The sequence below is a fragment of the Streptomyces sp. V2I9 genome (genome assembly GCF_030817475.1).
In the GTDB taxonomy this organism is placed as follows: Bacteria; Actinomycetota; Actinomycetes; order Streptomycetales; family Streptomycetaceae; genus Streptomyces.
Map to the genome: position 1 here is coordinate 693638 of NZ_JAUSZJ010000002.1, position 13350 is coordinate 706987.

The 13350-nt window shown below is 73.1% G+C and carries 10 protein-coding genes; 3 read left to right on the plus strand and 7 right to left on the minus strand.

The genetic code is table 11. The annotated features are described in order from the left end of the window. Positions 1 to 82: 82 nt before the first annotated feature. The 3 genes from QFZ71_RS03070 to QFZ71_RS03080 form a co-directional block, all read right to left on the minus strand. Positions 83 to 1825: a LamG-like jellyroll fold domain-containing protein gene (locus QFZ71_RS03070; RefSeq protein ID WP_307666700.1), complete on the minus strand. Its 1743-nt coding sequence runs from the start codon at positions 1823 to 1825 to the stop codon at positions 83 to 85. Between the two features lie 104 nt (positions 1826 to 1929). Beyond that, positions 1930 to 2772 (minus strand): DUF1963 domain-containing protein, encoded by an 843-nt coding sequence (locus tag QFZ71_RS03075; protein WP_307666701.1) that lies wholly within the window; start codon positions 2770 to 2772, stop codon positions 1930 to 1932. A 173-nt stretch (positions 2773 to 2945) separates the two neighbouring features. After that, complete coding sequence (locus QFZ71_RS03080) at positions 2946 to 4922, minus strand: heavy metal translocating P-type ATPase (protein ID WP_307671327.1); 1977 nt, start codon at positions 4920 to 4922, stop codon at positions 2946 to 2948. A 95-nt stretch (positions 4923 to 5017) separates the two neighbouring features. Here QFZ71_RS03080 and QFZ71_RS03085 point away from each other — a divergent pair, with 95 nt between their 5' ends. Then, a complete protein-coding gene (locus QFZ71_RS03085) occupies positions 5018 to 5425 on the plus strand; it encodes a metalloregulator ArsR/SmtB family transcription factor (RefSeq protein ID WP_307666702.1) in 408 nt (135 codons plus the stop codon). Between the two features lie 201 nt (positions 5426 to 5626). Here the strand turns inward: QFZ71_RS03085 and QFZ71_RS03090 are convergent, their stop codons facing one another. Then, on the minus strand, positions 5627 to 6985 hold the full coding sequence (locus QFZ71_RS03090; RefSeq protein WP_307666703.1) for a peptidase C39 family protein: 1359 nt from the start codon (positions 6983 to 6985) through the stop codon (positions 5627 to 5629). Between the two features lie 255 nt (positions 6986 to 7240). Here QFZ71_RS03090 and QFZ71_RS03095 point away from each other — a divergent pair, with 255 nt between their 5' ends. Beyond that, a complete protein-coding gene (locus QFZ71_RS03095) occupies positions 7241 to 7870 on the plus strand; it encodes a uridine kinase (protein WP_307666705.1) in 630 nt (209 codons plus the stop codon). A gap of 358 nt (positions 7871 to 8228) precedes the next feature. Continuing rightward, a complete protein-coding gene (locus QFZ71_RS03100) occupies positions 8229 to 10133 on the plus strand; it encodes an AAA family ATPase (protein ID WP_307666706.1) in 1905 nt (634 codons plus the stop codon). Positions 10134 to 10197: 64 nt separating this feature from the next. Here the strand turns inward: QFZ71_RS03100 and QFZ71_RS03105 are convergent, their stop codons facing one another. The 3 genes from QFZ71_RS03105 to QFZ71_RS03115 all read right to left on the minus strand — a co-directional run bounded on the left by QFZ71_RS03105 (position 10198) and on the right by QFZ71_RS03115 (position 13324). After that, the gene (locus QFZ71_RS03105) at positions 10198 to 11307 is read right to left on the minus strand and encodes a hemolysin family protein (protein ID WP_307666707.1); all 1110 of its coding nucleotides are present in this window, start codon (positions 11305 to 11307) and stop codon (positions 10198 to 10200) included. After that, the gene (locus QFZ71_RS03110) at positions 11304 to 12662 is read right to left on the minus strand and encodes a hemolysin family protein (RefSeq protein WP_307666708.1); all 1359 of its coding nucleotides are present in this window, start codon (positions 12660 to 12662) and stop codon (positions 11304 to 11306) included. The genes QFZ71_RS03105 and QFZ71_RS03110 overlap by 4 nt, the downstream gene beginning before the upstream one ends. A 191-nt stretch (positions 12663 to 12853) precedes the next feature. Further along, the gene (locus tag QFZ71_RS03115; RefSeq protein ID WP_307666709.1) at positions 12854 to 13324 is read right to left on the minus strand and encodes a PH domain-containing protein; all 471 of its coding nucleotides are present in this window, start codon (positions 13322 to 13324) and stop codon (positions 12854 to 12856) included. Between the last annotated feature and the right edge of the window lie 26 nt (positions 13325 to 13350).

The following is a 13350-nucleotide window of genomic DNA, read 5'->3' on the forward strand; positions in this document are numbered from 1 at the left end:
CCCCCGGTGGAGTGCGGGCGCCTCGTTCTTTCCCGACCAGCGCCTCGACCGACGCTCACGGCACCGGCGTACGGTGCCGTGATCACATCAGGCCGCTGATCTCCGTCGCCGTGAGGGCGCGGTCGAAGACCATGACGTCCTTGATGCTGCCCGGGAAGTGATCGACCGGCATCCGGCCGTAGCGAGCACGGCCGATGACGAAAGGCCCCTCGGACACGATCAGGATCCGGTCGTGGATCGCTCCCTCCTCGACGCCGTTCACGAAGAGACGCAGTTCCCCGGCGAAGCTGTCGCAGACACCGGTCAGGTGGGTCCATTCCCCGGCGACCGGCCGGGTCCTGGACGCGACGCGCAGGTCCGGGCGGGCGAAGGCCCAGCGGCCTTCGTGGGAGGAGTACTGGAGGTAGAAACCGCTGGTCTCCTCGCCGTCCTGGCTGACCGCGGTGACGAAGTGCGGGGGTATCACACCGAGCCGGACCCATGCGCCGACGGTGAAGCTGCCGCGCGCGGTGTCGATCACCGCGGCGTCGGTGACCACTTCACTGCTGAATCCGTTGAACTCCGCGCCCTCACCCTGACCCGTGCCCCACCTGACCGCCGTCGCCACGGCATGGTGGCGTCCGGTCATGTCCAGCGCGCGCACGCCGGAACGCTCGTCGAGCCGCCAGGCTCCGACGGGGCGAAGCCCTTCGGCGGTCGGTCCGGATCCACAGGTGGGCGACGGAGCCGCCGGGGCCTCCCCCACCTGCTCGCGGCCGCCGGCACGGCTGCCGGGCGCCCAAGGTGCGGCCAGAGCCGGTGCGGCGTCACGCCGCGCGGGCGGCTGCCCGCCGGAGACTGCCGACGAGGTGAGCTCGACCCCGCCGTACTGGCTGAACATCTCGGCGAGGGTGGCGGGCCGCGCGGGCACTCCGGCCTGGCTGCCGCAGTCCGCGCGGTCGGCCGCCCGTACACGACCGACCCGGGGGACGGCCGGGGCGACCCGGCCGAGAATCTGCTGCGGCGTGGGGCGGAGAGCCGGATCCTTGGCCAGGCAATCGGCCAGCAGGGCACGCAGCGCGGGGTCCGGGACGCCTGCCAGGTCCGGGGCCTCGTACACCACCCGATAGAACATGACGGGTGTCGGGCCGACACCGAACGGCCCGGCGCCGGTGGCCGCGAAGGCCAGCACCGCGCCCAGGGAGAAGACATCGCAGGCCGGGGTGACATCACCACCGTTGACCTGCTCGGGGGACATGTACCCCGCTGAGCCGATGGTGAGCCCGGTCCTGGTGAGGCTGGTGGCATCGAACGCACGGGCGATGCCGAAATCGATGACGCGCGGACCGTCGTCGGCGAGCAGCACGTTGGAGGGCTTCAGATCGCGGTGCACCAGCCCGGCCCGGTGGATGGAGACCAGTGCCTCGGCCAGGCCCGCCGCCAGCGCGGCCAGCGTCACCGGCGGCAGAACCCCCTTCTCGGCGACCTCCTGGTGGAGTGAGGGGCCGGGGATGTAACTGGAGACCATCCAGGGCTGTTCCGCCTCCGTGTCGGCGTCGATCACCGGAGCGGTGAAGGCGCCACCGACCGCGCGCGAAGCCCGCACCTCACTGCGGAAGCGGGTGCGGAACTCCGGCTCGTGCACCAGCGAAGCGTGCACCACCTTGATCGCGACGGACCGCCCGCTCGGTGAACGCCCCAGGAAGACCCGCCCCATCCCGCCTTCACCCAGTCGGCCCACCACTCGGTAGTCGCCCAGAAAAGTCGGATCCCCCTGCTTCAACGGCTGCACCACCACGAACCCCTCCCGCACGCACTGACCGAACCGCCGCAGCCTACGGGCCACGGACTTGCCCACCGTCCGCGGGTTCGACGGAGACGCGGGGACGGCGAAGTCCCGGAAGGGTGCCGCTCACTGACGCACCGTACGCACCGGGACGAACTGGATGATCAGCACTGGTGGACCAGTTCGGTGCGATCGAAGCGCGCCTTGGCCAGGTCCGTTCGCGGGGTGAGCCAGTACAGCGCACCGTCCCCCTCACCGAAGGTCCCGCTCCGGCTGCCCTCGGCCAGGGGCTTCCACGCGGACCCCAGCTCCTCCCGGTCGATGAGATCCGGACCGTCCTGCGACGGGCCCGCGTCCGGATCGTCCTCCCACGGCTGTCCTCGTCGGGTGCCGACCCTGCCGAGGACCTCGCCCTCGACGGTGTCCTGCTGGGCCTGCGCCGTCCCGCCCAGCTTGAGGTCGTGACAACCGTTCAGCACGGAGGGGGCCCGGGTGGTGTCCGGCGTGCGTCCTGAACTCCTCGACTGCCGCGTCCAAGGCCTCGGAGGCGTCGTTGACATCCATGTCCCAGAAGGCCCTCGCGTGCAGCGGCCGCCGCGCGAGGACGTATTCATCATCCGGGATCCTCCCATCGGAGGCTTCCACGGCGTCGTCTCCGTGCCGGGCGGGACGTACAGCGCGTGGGGGAACGAGGGCGGCCAGAGGTCGTCCAGGTCGATGAGATCGGCGAACGGCCCCGCGAAGAGGAGCAGGCGGCCGTCACCGGGAAGCCCGGTGTCCAGGGAGCGGGAAGGCAGGGCGGCGAGGTCGATGGACGCGACGAGGAGCCCCTCGCCGTCCCGGGTCATGCCGGACGGCAAGTCCGGCAGCCCGCCGGGCCGGCCGCCCGCGCCCTCGTCGGAATGCCCTGTGGTCAGAGCGTAGGCAGGGTGCGAACAGCTCAGAATCCTGGTCGAGGGCCCCGTCGGAGACGCCCAACCCACGGGCTTTCGCACGAAATCCCTCATGACTCACCATACGGCCGGCCTGCCACGCGCCACCGACAACGGATCGGCCCCGGATGCGGCCCCCGCGCCGGGTCGCATCGGCGGCCCGTCCGTCGCCGTCGTCCGCCGGGACGGCGCCCATCGGTCCGGGGTTCCTGTCGGCCGACGGCGGGGGGCACAGCGGGTGTGTCAGCTCAGCCGGTGGCCGGGGTGAGGCGAGGCCAGGCGGATCCGCGCAGCAGCCGCAGGCCGTTGAGGGCGACGATGATGGTGGAGCCCTCGTGCCCGGCGACTCCGAGCGGAAGAGGGAGAGTGCCCGTCAGATCCCAGGCGACGAGGACGGCGATGAACGTCCCGGCGATCGCCAGGTTCTGGAGCACCAGGCGCCGGGCGGTGCGCGAGAGTTGCACGATCGAGGGGATGGCGGCCAGTTCGTCGCGGACGACGACGGCGTCGGCGGTCTCCAGCGCGAGGTCCGATCCGACGCGCCCCATGGCGATGCCGGAGTACGCGGCGGCCAGGGCGGGGGCGTCGTTGACGCCGTCGCCGACCACGAGCACCCGGCGGCCTTCGGCTTCCCACTCCCTCACGGCGGCGACCTTGTCCTCGGGCAGCAGTCCCGCGCGGACCTCGGTGATGCCGACCTCGGCCGCCAGGCGGCGGGCGGCCCGCTCGTTGTCCCCGGTCAGCAGGACGGGTGAGCGGCCGGTCAGGCGTGTGAGGGCGGCGACGGTGGCGGCCGCGTCAGGCCTCAGCCGGTCGGCGACGCCGATCACCCCGACCGGAGTCCCCGCCACCAGGACGGTCACGGCGGTGCGTCCGTCGGCCTGCAGTTCGGTGACGGCCGTGCGGTGCGGGGTGTCGGCGGCGTCGGCGAGGAGCCGGTCGGGGGCGCCGACGGCGACGGTGCGCCCGTCGACGGTGGCACGGACGCCCCGGCCGGGGGTGGAGACGAAGTCCCCGGCGTCGGCGAGGGGCAGGCCGCGTTCGCGGGCGGCGGCGACGACGGCGCGGGCCAGGGGGTGTTCGCTGGGATGCTCGGCGGACGCGGCCAGGGTCAGGAGCGCGCTGTCGTCGAGACCGCTGCCGGGCAGCGGGCGGAGATCGGTGACGTAGGGGATGCCTTCGGTGAGGGTGCCGGTCTTGTCCAGGGCGACGGTGTCGATCTGGCCGATGCGTTCCATGACGACGGCGGACTTGGCGAGTACGCCACGGCGGCCGGCGTTGGCGATGGCGGACAGCAGCGGCGGCATCGTGGAGAGCACCACCGCGCACGGGGAGGCGACGATCATGAAGGTCATGGCCCGCAGCAGGGCCGGCTGGAGCGCGTCACCGAAGGCGAGCGGGATACCGAAGACGGCGAGGGTCGCGCTCACCATGCCGATCGAGTACCGCTGTTCGATCTTCTCGATGTAGAGCTGGGTGGGGGCCTTGGTCCCGGATGCCTCCTCGACCATCTTCACGATCCTGGCGATCACCGAGTCGGCCGGATCCCGTTCGACGCGCACGCGCAGGGCTCCGGCGCCGTTGACGGTGCCGGCGAACACCTCGTCGCCGGTCCGCTTGGCCACCGGCAGGGGCTCGCCGGTGATGGTGGCCTGGTCCACGTCGCCGGCCCCGCCCGTCACCCGCCCGTCCGCGCCGACCCGCTCTCCGGGGCGGATCAGGACGGTGTCACCGACGGCCAGATCGCCGGTGTCCACCGACTCCTCGCCGCCTCCGGGCAGCAGGCGGGTCGCGGTGGTGGGCGCGAGATCGAGCAGACCGTGCACGGAGTCCGCCGTCCGCGCGGTGGCGAGGGCTTCCAGGGCGCCGGAGGTGGCGAAGATGACGATCAGCAGCGCGCCGTCGAGCACCTGACCGATCGAGGCGGCGCCGAGCGCGGCCACCACCATCAGCAGGTCCACGTCCAGCGTCCTGTTCCCGAGGGCCTTCAGCCCTTCCCAGCCCGGCTCCCACCCGCCGGTGGCGTAGGTGGCGGCGAACAGCGATCCCGACAGCCAGACCGGGCCGTCCAGCAGGTGCACCGGCAGGGCGAGCAGGAACAGCACCAGCGCTGCGAGCGCCCACCGGACCTCCGACAGCGCCAGCAGACGGGTACGGCGCCGGGGAACGACCTGGCGGGGGCCGCCGACGGGCAGCGCGGGCCGCCGGTCCAGAGCAGAGGGCATGGTGGAGGACCCCTTCACGGGTGGGGCGAGGACGAAGACCTCAGCATACAGGAACACATGAACAATTCTTCATATGTTGCCCGTATGATGGGCGCATGGGCCACGGACGCGTCACCACCAGCAGCGCCAGCACCCGCGAGCGGCTCGACGCGGTCGGCACCGCCGACGTCGCCGCCACCCTCCAGGCCCTGGCCACCCCCTCGCGGCTCTACATCCTCGCCCGCCTCCAGGAGGGCCCGTGCCCCGTCGGCGAACTCGCCGAGGCGGTCGGCATGGAGAGCTCGGCCTGCTCCCACCAGCTCCGCCTGCTCCGCAACCTCGGCCTGGTCACCGGCGAACGCCAGGGCCGCAGCATCGTCTACTCCCTCTACGACGATCACGTCGCCGAACTTCTCGACCAGGCCCTCTACCACGTCGAGCACCTGCGCCTGGGACTGCACGAAACCCGGACCCGCGAAACCGCCCCGGCCGCCGCCGGTGGTGGCGCGAGGGGCACGTCGTAGGCGACGGCGAGCGGATCGTCGCGGCCTCGACGCGGCGGAGGCCCTCCTCACCGGCACACGGGCGCAGCGTGCTCACCCCCCGCCACGGCCGTGGCGTCACGGCCCCTCGCCACGCCGGCCCGGCCACGTCCGGCGGGGCGAACCGGGAGGCCGGCCGCCCGGCCGGCCTCCCGTCCCCCTCGGGCCGGCGGGCCGCACACCCTACGACAGGCCGAGCGACCGCAGCACACGGTGCTGGGACGGCGTCGGCCGCGTCGGCCAGTAGACGTAGCACACCCCGCCCGTACCGCTCCTCACCCGGCCGTCGGCCCCGTACCGCTTGGTGCGGAGCCAGATGTTCTCGAACTCGCGCCTCCGGTAGACCCGGCGCACCGCCTCGTTGTCGGGTGACGCGGGGTCGTTGGCGATGACGTCACCCTCGCGGGTGAAACCGATGACCGTCATCAGATGCCCGGCCGTCCCGTACCCCGCGCCGGTCAGCTCCTCCTCCAGGAAGGACTGGGAGGTGATGACCGGGATGCCGACGCGGATCAGCCGTTCCACGTCGGTCAGGGAGCCGATCCGGGTGACGACGGCGTTCAGATCGCGGTACGTGGCGGCGTACGCGGCGTTGAACGGCCAGTTCCCGCAGCCCGCGTACTGGTAGTCGTAGGTGTGGCGGGCCGCGTGGCAGACCTGGGGGTCGGGCAGGCCGGGCTTGACCCAGGCGAGATCCTGCGCGGTGGGCCGCCGGCCCCAGTACTCGATGATCATCTGCGAGGAGGTGGGGCTGCACCAGGCCTCGCCGCCGTTGTCGTACTCGGGGTACTGCCCGATGTGGACGTTCTGCGAGTAGCGGGGCACGGACAGTTCGCGTGCGATGGCCGGGGCGCTCGCGGGCACCGTGAAGCGGTCGGGTACGTCGGAGGCCATCGCACCGACCCGCCACACGGTCGGGGTGAGGCGGCTGCCCGGTGCCCGGTACAGGGTGAGCCGCAGTTGGTGGGAGACCAGGCGCACGCCGCTCGCCGGGTCGTCCACCGAGAAGGTGTCCGTCCACACGGAGCCGTACGCGTCACCCTGGTCGTCCACGGAGGTCCGCCGGACGTCTCCGTCGCCCGACGCCCAGCGGCCCATCACGAACCAGGGGGTCGCGGTGCCGTCCGCGTACCGGCCGCTGAGCTCGACCTGGATCCAGGTGCCGGCCGGGGTACGGGCGTTCCAGGAGGCGATCACCTCGGTGGCGGGAACGGTGGAGCGGTGCACGGGAGAGGTCCAGGTGGCGTACTCCCACGCGGCTGTCGTACCGGTGTGCGGGTCGGTGTAGTCGGTGCGGCCGGCCGGGACCGCGACCACCAGGCCGGGCCGGGGGCCGGAAAGCACCCGGATCCCGTCGCCGGTGCCGCAGCGCCAGTCGGTGTACGTGTGCCAGAAGCGGTTGTCCACGAGGGCCTTCGGGGCGGCGGCGGACGCCGACGGGACGGCGGAGGCGGCGGAAGCGGCGGAAGCCACCGTGCCGGCGCCGGCCACCGCGGCGATCGCGGCGGTCAGAACGGTTCTGCGCGAAGTCGGACTGGTCATGGGCGTGACCCCCGGTCGGATGCGGAAGGTGGTCTGCGGGTGCCGTGCGGTGCGCCGGGGTGCGGCGCCGTACAAGGTGGTGCGGGCGGTGCGGTGCGCCAACTATCGCGCGCGGCGGGCGGGTCGGGCCAGCGGTTCGCCCGTGGCCGCCGGACCAATATGGGTCTGGACCACTGGCGGGTCCATCGGCCCGCACCATGGGCGTGACCTGCACAGGCTCGCGGGTGCCCGCGTGCCGGAACGTACCCTGGAGCCATGGACGACCTGGCCCGCCACGCCGATGACCTCGCCTCACTCCCCCCGTCCTGCGGGCCGGTCCGGCTGGTGGCGGTGGACGGGCACGCCGGTTCGGGCAAGAGCACCTTCGCCGCCCGCCTCGCGGTGGCGCTGGGCGGTGCGCCGGTCCTCCATCTGGACGATCTCGCCACCCACGCGGAGCTGTTCGGCTGGCCGGGGCGGCTGCGGGACCAGGTGCTCCTGCCGCTCGCACGTGGCGAGAGCGCGCGCTACGCCCCGTACGACTGGACGGAACGCCGCTTCGGACCGGTGCGGACCCTGGAGCCGGCCCCGGTGGTGCTGGTGGAGGGGGTCGGCGCGGGACGCCGGGAGGTGCGGCCGTGGCTGGCGGCGCTCTGCTGGATGGAGGTGGGCCGCGAGGCGTCCCACGAGCGCGGACGGCGGCGGGACGGCGCCGCGCTCACCCGGTTCTGGGACGGGTGGACGCGGGCCGAGGACCGGCATTTCGCCGACGACCCCTCACGCCCCCACGCGGACGTCCTGGTACGCCAGTTGCCGGAGGGGTACGCGTGGCTGCCGGGGCCGGGAGCGACAGCGGGAGCGAACCGGCCCGTCACGGACGGTAGCCGAATCGGGCCACCCCGCTGAGCCGTCGCATTTTGGCCCCGGAGAGCCCCAACTCCGCTTGACCGGGGGCCCTTACTGGTCTTACGTTCTCATTGTGCGGCTTTTCGGAGCCCCCGCAGACGCGAAGTCCCCGGTTGTTCCCCCGTGATCGGGGGCTTCGCTCTGTGCTCCCCCCGCTGTTCCGGCGACCACGCAGAGCGATTCACTCACTCTCGGTCACCCTCCCCACCGCTCGGCAGCCGGGCGGACTCTCCCCCGTGCGCGGGTACGATGCACCACGGTGTGGTCAATTCCCTTCCCCCGCGCCGTGATTCAGCACGCTCCGGTGGGCATGCTGTGCGGGCGGGACATCCTGGGGGCACGGTTTGTGGGGGACCTGATGAACATCGGCACACAGGGCGCCGGCGCCCCTGCCGACCTCGCCTGGCTGCGCGGCATGGACGCCTACACGATGGGCGCCTACCCGCAGGCCGAGGAGGAGTTCAGAGCCGCGGTGCGACTCGATCCGGGCATGGCGGACGGCTGGCTCGGCCTCCACGCGCTGCGCGTCGACACCACCACGGCCCTGTTGCGCATGCACCAGCACCGCGAGCGCTTCGGCGAGCAGCGCGCCCGCCACCGCCGCACGCTCAACTCCTGGTATTGGCTGGGCTGGTGGGTGCAGCCGGTGCTGGAGAGCGGGCGCGATCTGCTGCTGGCGCACGCCTCGCACTGGCTGGACGGCCGCCATGTGCCCGAGCTGGACCGGGCGTTGGCCGGGCTGCCGCCGGTGGACGCGGACCCGCAGGTGCGGTTCCTGCACGCCTGCCGCGCGTATCTGGTCAAGGACTGGGAGCAGTTGGTGCGCTGTACCGAGCAGCTCGTCGACGACCCGATGCTGGGGATCGAGGCGGGCCTGTTCGGCGGGATGGCCCGCGTGCGGCTGGAGATGTTCGGGCAGGCGGAGCCGCTGCTGTCGGCCGCGCTGATGCGATGTCGCAGCGAGCAGCCGCAGCGCAAGGAGCTGCGCTACTGGCTGGCGCGGGCCCACGAGGGCACCGGGCGCAGCGCCGCCGCCCTGCCGCTGTACCGGGCGGTGCACCGGGTCGATCCGGCCTTCATGGACACCTCTGCCCGGCTCGCCGCGCTCGTGGAGGGCGACGGATACGACGAGTCGGCGGACCTGGCCGCGGTGACCCTGTCCGGTTTCGGGGCGGGGGTGCCGGGCGCGGAGGCGCTGCCGGAGGGGGACGCGCTGCTCGGCGTCGATCCGGTGGACGGGCGCGAGTCCTGGACGCTGGGCGACGCGGTGCTGCTCGGGGACGAGCCCGTGCCGGGCCCGCCCGACCCGGTCGAGAAGGTCCGCCGCACCAGGACCGGTAAGCCGCCGCCCTTCCCGGCCGGGCCCAGTGATTCCGCCCTGCTGGCCGAGGCGCTGTCGCAGCTGGAGCGGATGGTCGGACTGGAGCCGGTGAAGCGGCAGGTCAAGGCACTCTCGGCGCAGCTGAACATGGCCAGGCTGCGGGCCGAGCAGGGGCTTCCCGTGCAGCCGCCCAAGCGCCATTTCGTCTTCTCCGGGCCCTCCGGCACCGGCAAGACCACGGTGGCGCGCATCCTGGGCCGGGTCTTCTACGCCCTCGGGCTGCTCGGCGGCGATCATCTGGTCGAGGCGCAACGGTCCGACCTGGTCGGGGAGTTCCTCGGTCAGACGGCGGTGAAGGCCAACGAACTGATCGACTCGGCGCTGGGCGGGGTGCTCTTCGTCGACGAGGCGTACAGCCTGGCCAACTCCGGTTACAGCAAGGGCGACGCGTACGGCGACGAGGCGCTCCAGGTGCTCCTCAAACGGGCCGAGGACAACCGGGACCACCTCGTCGTCATCCTCGCGGGGTACCCGGAGGGCATGGACCGGCTGCTCGCCACCAATCCGGGCCTCTCCTCCCGGTTCACCAGCCGGGTCGACTTCCCCAGCTACCGGCCGCTCGAACTGACCGCGATCGGGGGCGTCCTGGCCGCCGAGAACGACGACGTGTGGGACGAGGAGGCGGTGGAGGAGCTGCGGTCCATCAGCGGTCATGTGGTGGACCAGGGGTGGATCGACGAGCTGGGCAACGGCCGCTTCCTGCGGACGCTGTACGAGAAGAGCTGTGCCTACCGCGATCTGCGGCTCTCCGGCTACCGGTCCGCGCCGACCAGGGAGGACCTGTCGACGCTACGGCTCCCGGACCTGATGCAGGCGTACGGCGAGGTGCTGTCGGGGCGCGGTCCGTTGGGTCGGGGCAAACAGGAGCCGGGCGCGGTGTGAGGCCGCGCCGGAGGTGAACCCCCGGCGCGGCCGCGGACCTGTGGGCGAACGGCGGCCGGGGACCTCAGTGCACGAGCGCTCCGGGCGCCGGAAGCCTCCCCGGCCCCTTCGGTACGTCCACCGTGCGGCGGGGTACCGACACGACCCGGTGGGCGGGGTCGCGCACCTCCCCCACCAGCGTCTCCAGGACGTCCTCCATGGCGACCAGGCCGAGGATCCGGCCCGAGGCGTCGGCCACCTGCGCCAGGTGCGTCGCGGCGCGGCGCATGACGGTCAGGGCGTCGCCCAGCGGGAGTTCGGCCCGTACGGTCGTCATCGGACGCCAGATCTGCTGCGGGACCGCCCGGTCGGCGTCCTCCAGCTCCAGGACGTCCTTGACGTGCAGGTAGCCCATGAAGGGGCCGCCGCCCTCCGCGCAGACCGGGAAGCGGGAGAAGCCGGTGCGTACCGTCAGCTCCTCGATCCCGCGCGGGGTCACCGACGGGTCGACGGTGACCAGGGACGCCCGCTCCAGCAGGACGCCGAGGACGGGCCGGCTGCCGAGTTCGAGGGCGTCCTCCAGGCGTTCGGCCGCGGCCGGGGCGAGGAGGCCGGCCTGTCCGGAGTCCTCCACGAGCCGGTTGAGCTGCTCACTGGTGAAGACGGCCTCCACCTCGTCCTTCGGTTCCACGCCGAACAGCCTCAGCACCAGGCCGGCGCAGGCACCGAGCGCGGTGGTGACCGGGCGGCAGAGCCGGGCGAACGCGACCAGGGCGGGGCTGAGCCACAGCGCGGTCCGCTCGGGCGCCGCCATGGCGAGGTTCTTGGGGACCATCTCCCCGATGACCAGGTGCAGGACCACCACGGACAGCAGCGCGAGGGCGAAGCCGAGGGGGTGGACCAGTCCGTCGGGAACGTGTGCGGCGTGGAAGACCGGCTCCAGGAGGTGGGCGACGGTCGGCTCGGCGACGGCTCCGAGGGTGAGGGAGCAGACGGTGATGCCGAACTGGGCGGCCGCCATCATCTGCGGCAGGTTCTCCAGGCCGTGCAGGACCGTGCGGGCGCGGCCGGAGCCCTGGGCGGCCAGCGGTTCGATCTGGCTGCGGCGGACCGAGACGAGGGCGAACTCGGCGCCGACGAAGAAGCCGTTGGCCAGCACCAGGATCACGGCGAGCAGGAGGTGGAGCAGGCTCATCGCGCGGCCTCCAGCAGGGTCCGGCCGGCCCGGTCGGGCCGGAGGCCGGGCGTCCGGGTGAACCGGACGCGTTCGGCGCGGTTGTGGCCGACCTGGCGGACGGAGATCCGCCAGCCGGGGAGTTCGGCCACGTCTCCGGGGGCGGGGATGCGGCCCAGCAGCCCGGCGACGAGCCCGGCGACGGTCTCGTACGGCCCTTCGGGTACGTCCAGGCCGCCGCGGCGCAGGGTGTGGACCCGGCAGCTGCCCTCGGCGTCCCAGGCCGGGCGGCCGTCGTCGCCGGTGGTGGCCGTCAGCTCGGGGCGGCCCGCGCCCTCGGCGTCGTGCTCGTCGCGGACCTCGCCGACGAGTTCCTCGATGATGTCCTCCAGGGTGACGACGCCGGCGGTGCCGCCGTACTCGTCGACGACCACGGCTATCGGCTGTTCGTGGCGCAGCCGCCGCAGCAGGGGCTCCACCGGGAGCGTTCCGGGCACCAGGAGCGGGGCGACGGCGATCAGTCCGGCCGGGGTGCGGAGGCGCTCGGCGGCGGGGACGGCGAGGGCGTCCTTGAGGTGGACCATGCCGACGACCTCGTCGATGCGGTCCCGGTAGACCGGGAAGCGGGAGAGGCCGGTGGCACGGGTGAGGTTGAGGACGTCCTCGGCGGTCGCGGAGGAGTGCAGGGCGCTGACCTTCACCCGCGGGGTCATGACGTGCTGGGCGGTGAGGCCGGCCAGGGCGAGCGACCGGACGAAGAGGTCGGCGGTGTCCTGTTCCAGGGCTCCGGCGCGGGCGGAGTGCCGGGCCAGGGAGACCAGCTCGCCCGGCGTGCGGGCGGAGGCCAGCTCGTCGGTGGGCTCGACGCCCAGGAGCCGCACCAGCCGGTTGGCCAGGGCGTTGAGGAGGGTGATCACCGGGCGCAGCAGGGCGGCGAAGCGGGCCTGCGGTCCGGCGACGAAGCGGGCCACCTGGAGCGGCCGGGAGACCGCCCAGTTCTTGGGGACGAGTTCGCCGACGACCATCTGGACGGCCGAGGCGAGCAGCATGCCGACGACGACGCCGATGCCGGGGACGGCCTCCGCCGGGAGCCCGGTGGCGGTGAGGGGTCCGGCGAGCAGCTGGGCGAGGGCCGGTTCGGCGAGCATGCCCACCACCAGGGAGGTGAGGGTGATGCCGAGCTGGGTGCCGGAGAGCTGGAAGGAGAGTTCGCGCAGGGCGTGGACGACGGTGCGGGCCCGTCGGTCGCCCTCGGCGGCGGCGCGCTCGGCGTCGGGCCGGTCCACGGTGACGAGCCCGAATTCGGCCGCCACGAAGAATCCGTTGGCGAGGATGAGGAGGAAGGCAGCCGCGAGGAGCAGCAGGGGGGTGGTCATGAGGCCGCCGCCTCCGGGGAAGGGGCGGCGCAGGTACTACCGGACGATCCGTCCATTGCTGGAAGGAGTCACTCCTTGGGTCGCAGGGAAGCCCCGCGGGCCCGGTCGGGGCCGTGGTACGGGCGGGGCGGGGCGCACGGGGCGCCGCCGTCCACCAGAGTAGACAAGAAGGCGGCCCACCGGGCGGGGGATCAGGCGTCGGCGGGGGTGTCGTCGCTTCCGGCGCCGCGCGTCTCGGCCAGCGCGCGCAGGGCGCGGGCGTCGCGGATGGCCTGCTGCTTGGCGAGGCCGGGCTGGATGCCGAGGGCGGGCAGGCTGGTGCCGTCGCTGAGGTCGAGGAAGACCCAGGGGTCGCCGGAGCGCAGGTTGACGCGGAGGATCTCCTGCCAGGCCAGCCTGCGGGTCCGGGTGAGGTTGACGACGGTGACCCCGGCCTCGTCGGCGGAGACCCGCGGCCTGCTGAGCAGGGCCAGGACACCGAAGAAGAGCACCGCGACGAAGATGAAGCTGGCCCGCTCCCCCGGGTTGAGCCGTTCCAGCATCAGCGCGACGACCGTGATGACGAGGAACATCGCCAGGCCCACGCTCAACAGGACCACCCGGGTGAGGGTGGGCCGGAAGGTGACCGGCAGGGTGGGGAGTTCGGGCCTGGGCGCGGACATCGGGGTCTTCTCTCGGGAGGTGCGGA

Excerpts from the sequence above, each read along its gene's own strand:
- QFZ71_RS03110 (WP_307666708.1), bottom strand. The coding sequence starts at position 12,662 with ATGACCACCCCCCTGCTGCTCCTCGCGGCTGCCTTCCTCCTCATCCTC.
- QFZ71_RS03100 (WP_307666706.1), top strand. The coding sequence starts at position 8,229 with ATGAACATCGGCACACAGGGCGCCGGCGCCCCTGCCGACCTCGCCTGG.
- QFZ71_RS03095 (WP_307666705.1), top strand. The coding sequence starts at position 7,241 with ATGGACGACCTGGCCCGCCACGCCGATGACCTCGCCTCACTCCCCCCG.
- QFZ71_RS03080 (WP_307671327.1), bottom strand. The coding sequence starts at position 4,922 with ATGCCCTCTGCTCTGGACCGGCGGCCCGCGCTGCCCGTCGGCGGCCCC.
- QFZ71_RS03115 (WP_307666709.1), bottom strand. The coding sequence starts at position 13,324 with ATGTCCGCGCCCAGGCCCGAACTCCCCACCCTGCCGGTCACCTTCCGG.
- QFZ71_RS03075 (WP_307666701.1), bottom strand. The coding sequence starts at position 2,772 with ATGAGGGATTTCGTGCGAAAGCCCGTGGGTTGGGCGTCTCCGACGGGG.
- QFZ71_RS03105 (WP_307666707.1), bottom strand. The coding sequence starts at position 11,307 with ATGAGCCTGCTCCACCTCCTGCTCGCCGTGATCCTGGTGCTGGCCAAC.
- QFZ71_RS03085 (WP_307666702.1), top strand. The coding sequence starts at position 5,018 with ATGGGCCACGGACGCGTCACCACCAGCAGCGCCAGCACCCGCGAGCGG.
- QFZ71_RS03090 (WP_307666703.1), bottom strand. The coding sequence starts at position 6,985 with ATGACCAGTCCGACTTCGCGCAGAACCGTTCTGACCGCCGCGATCGCC.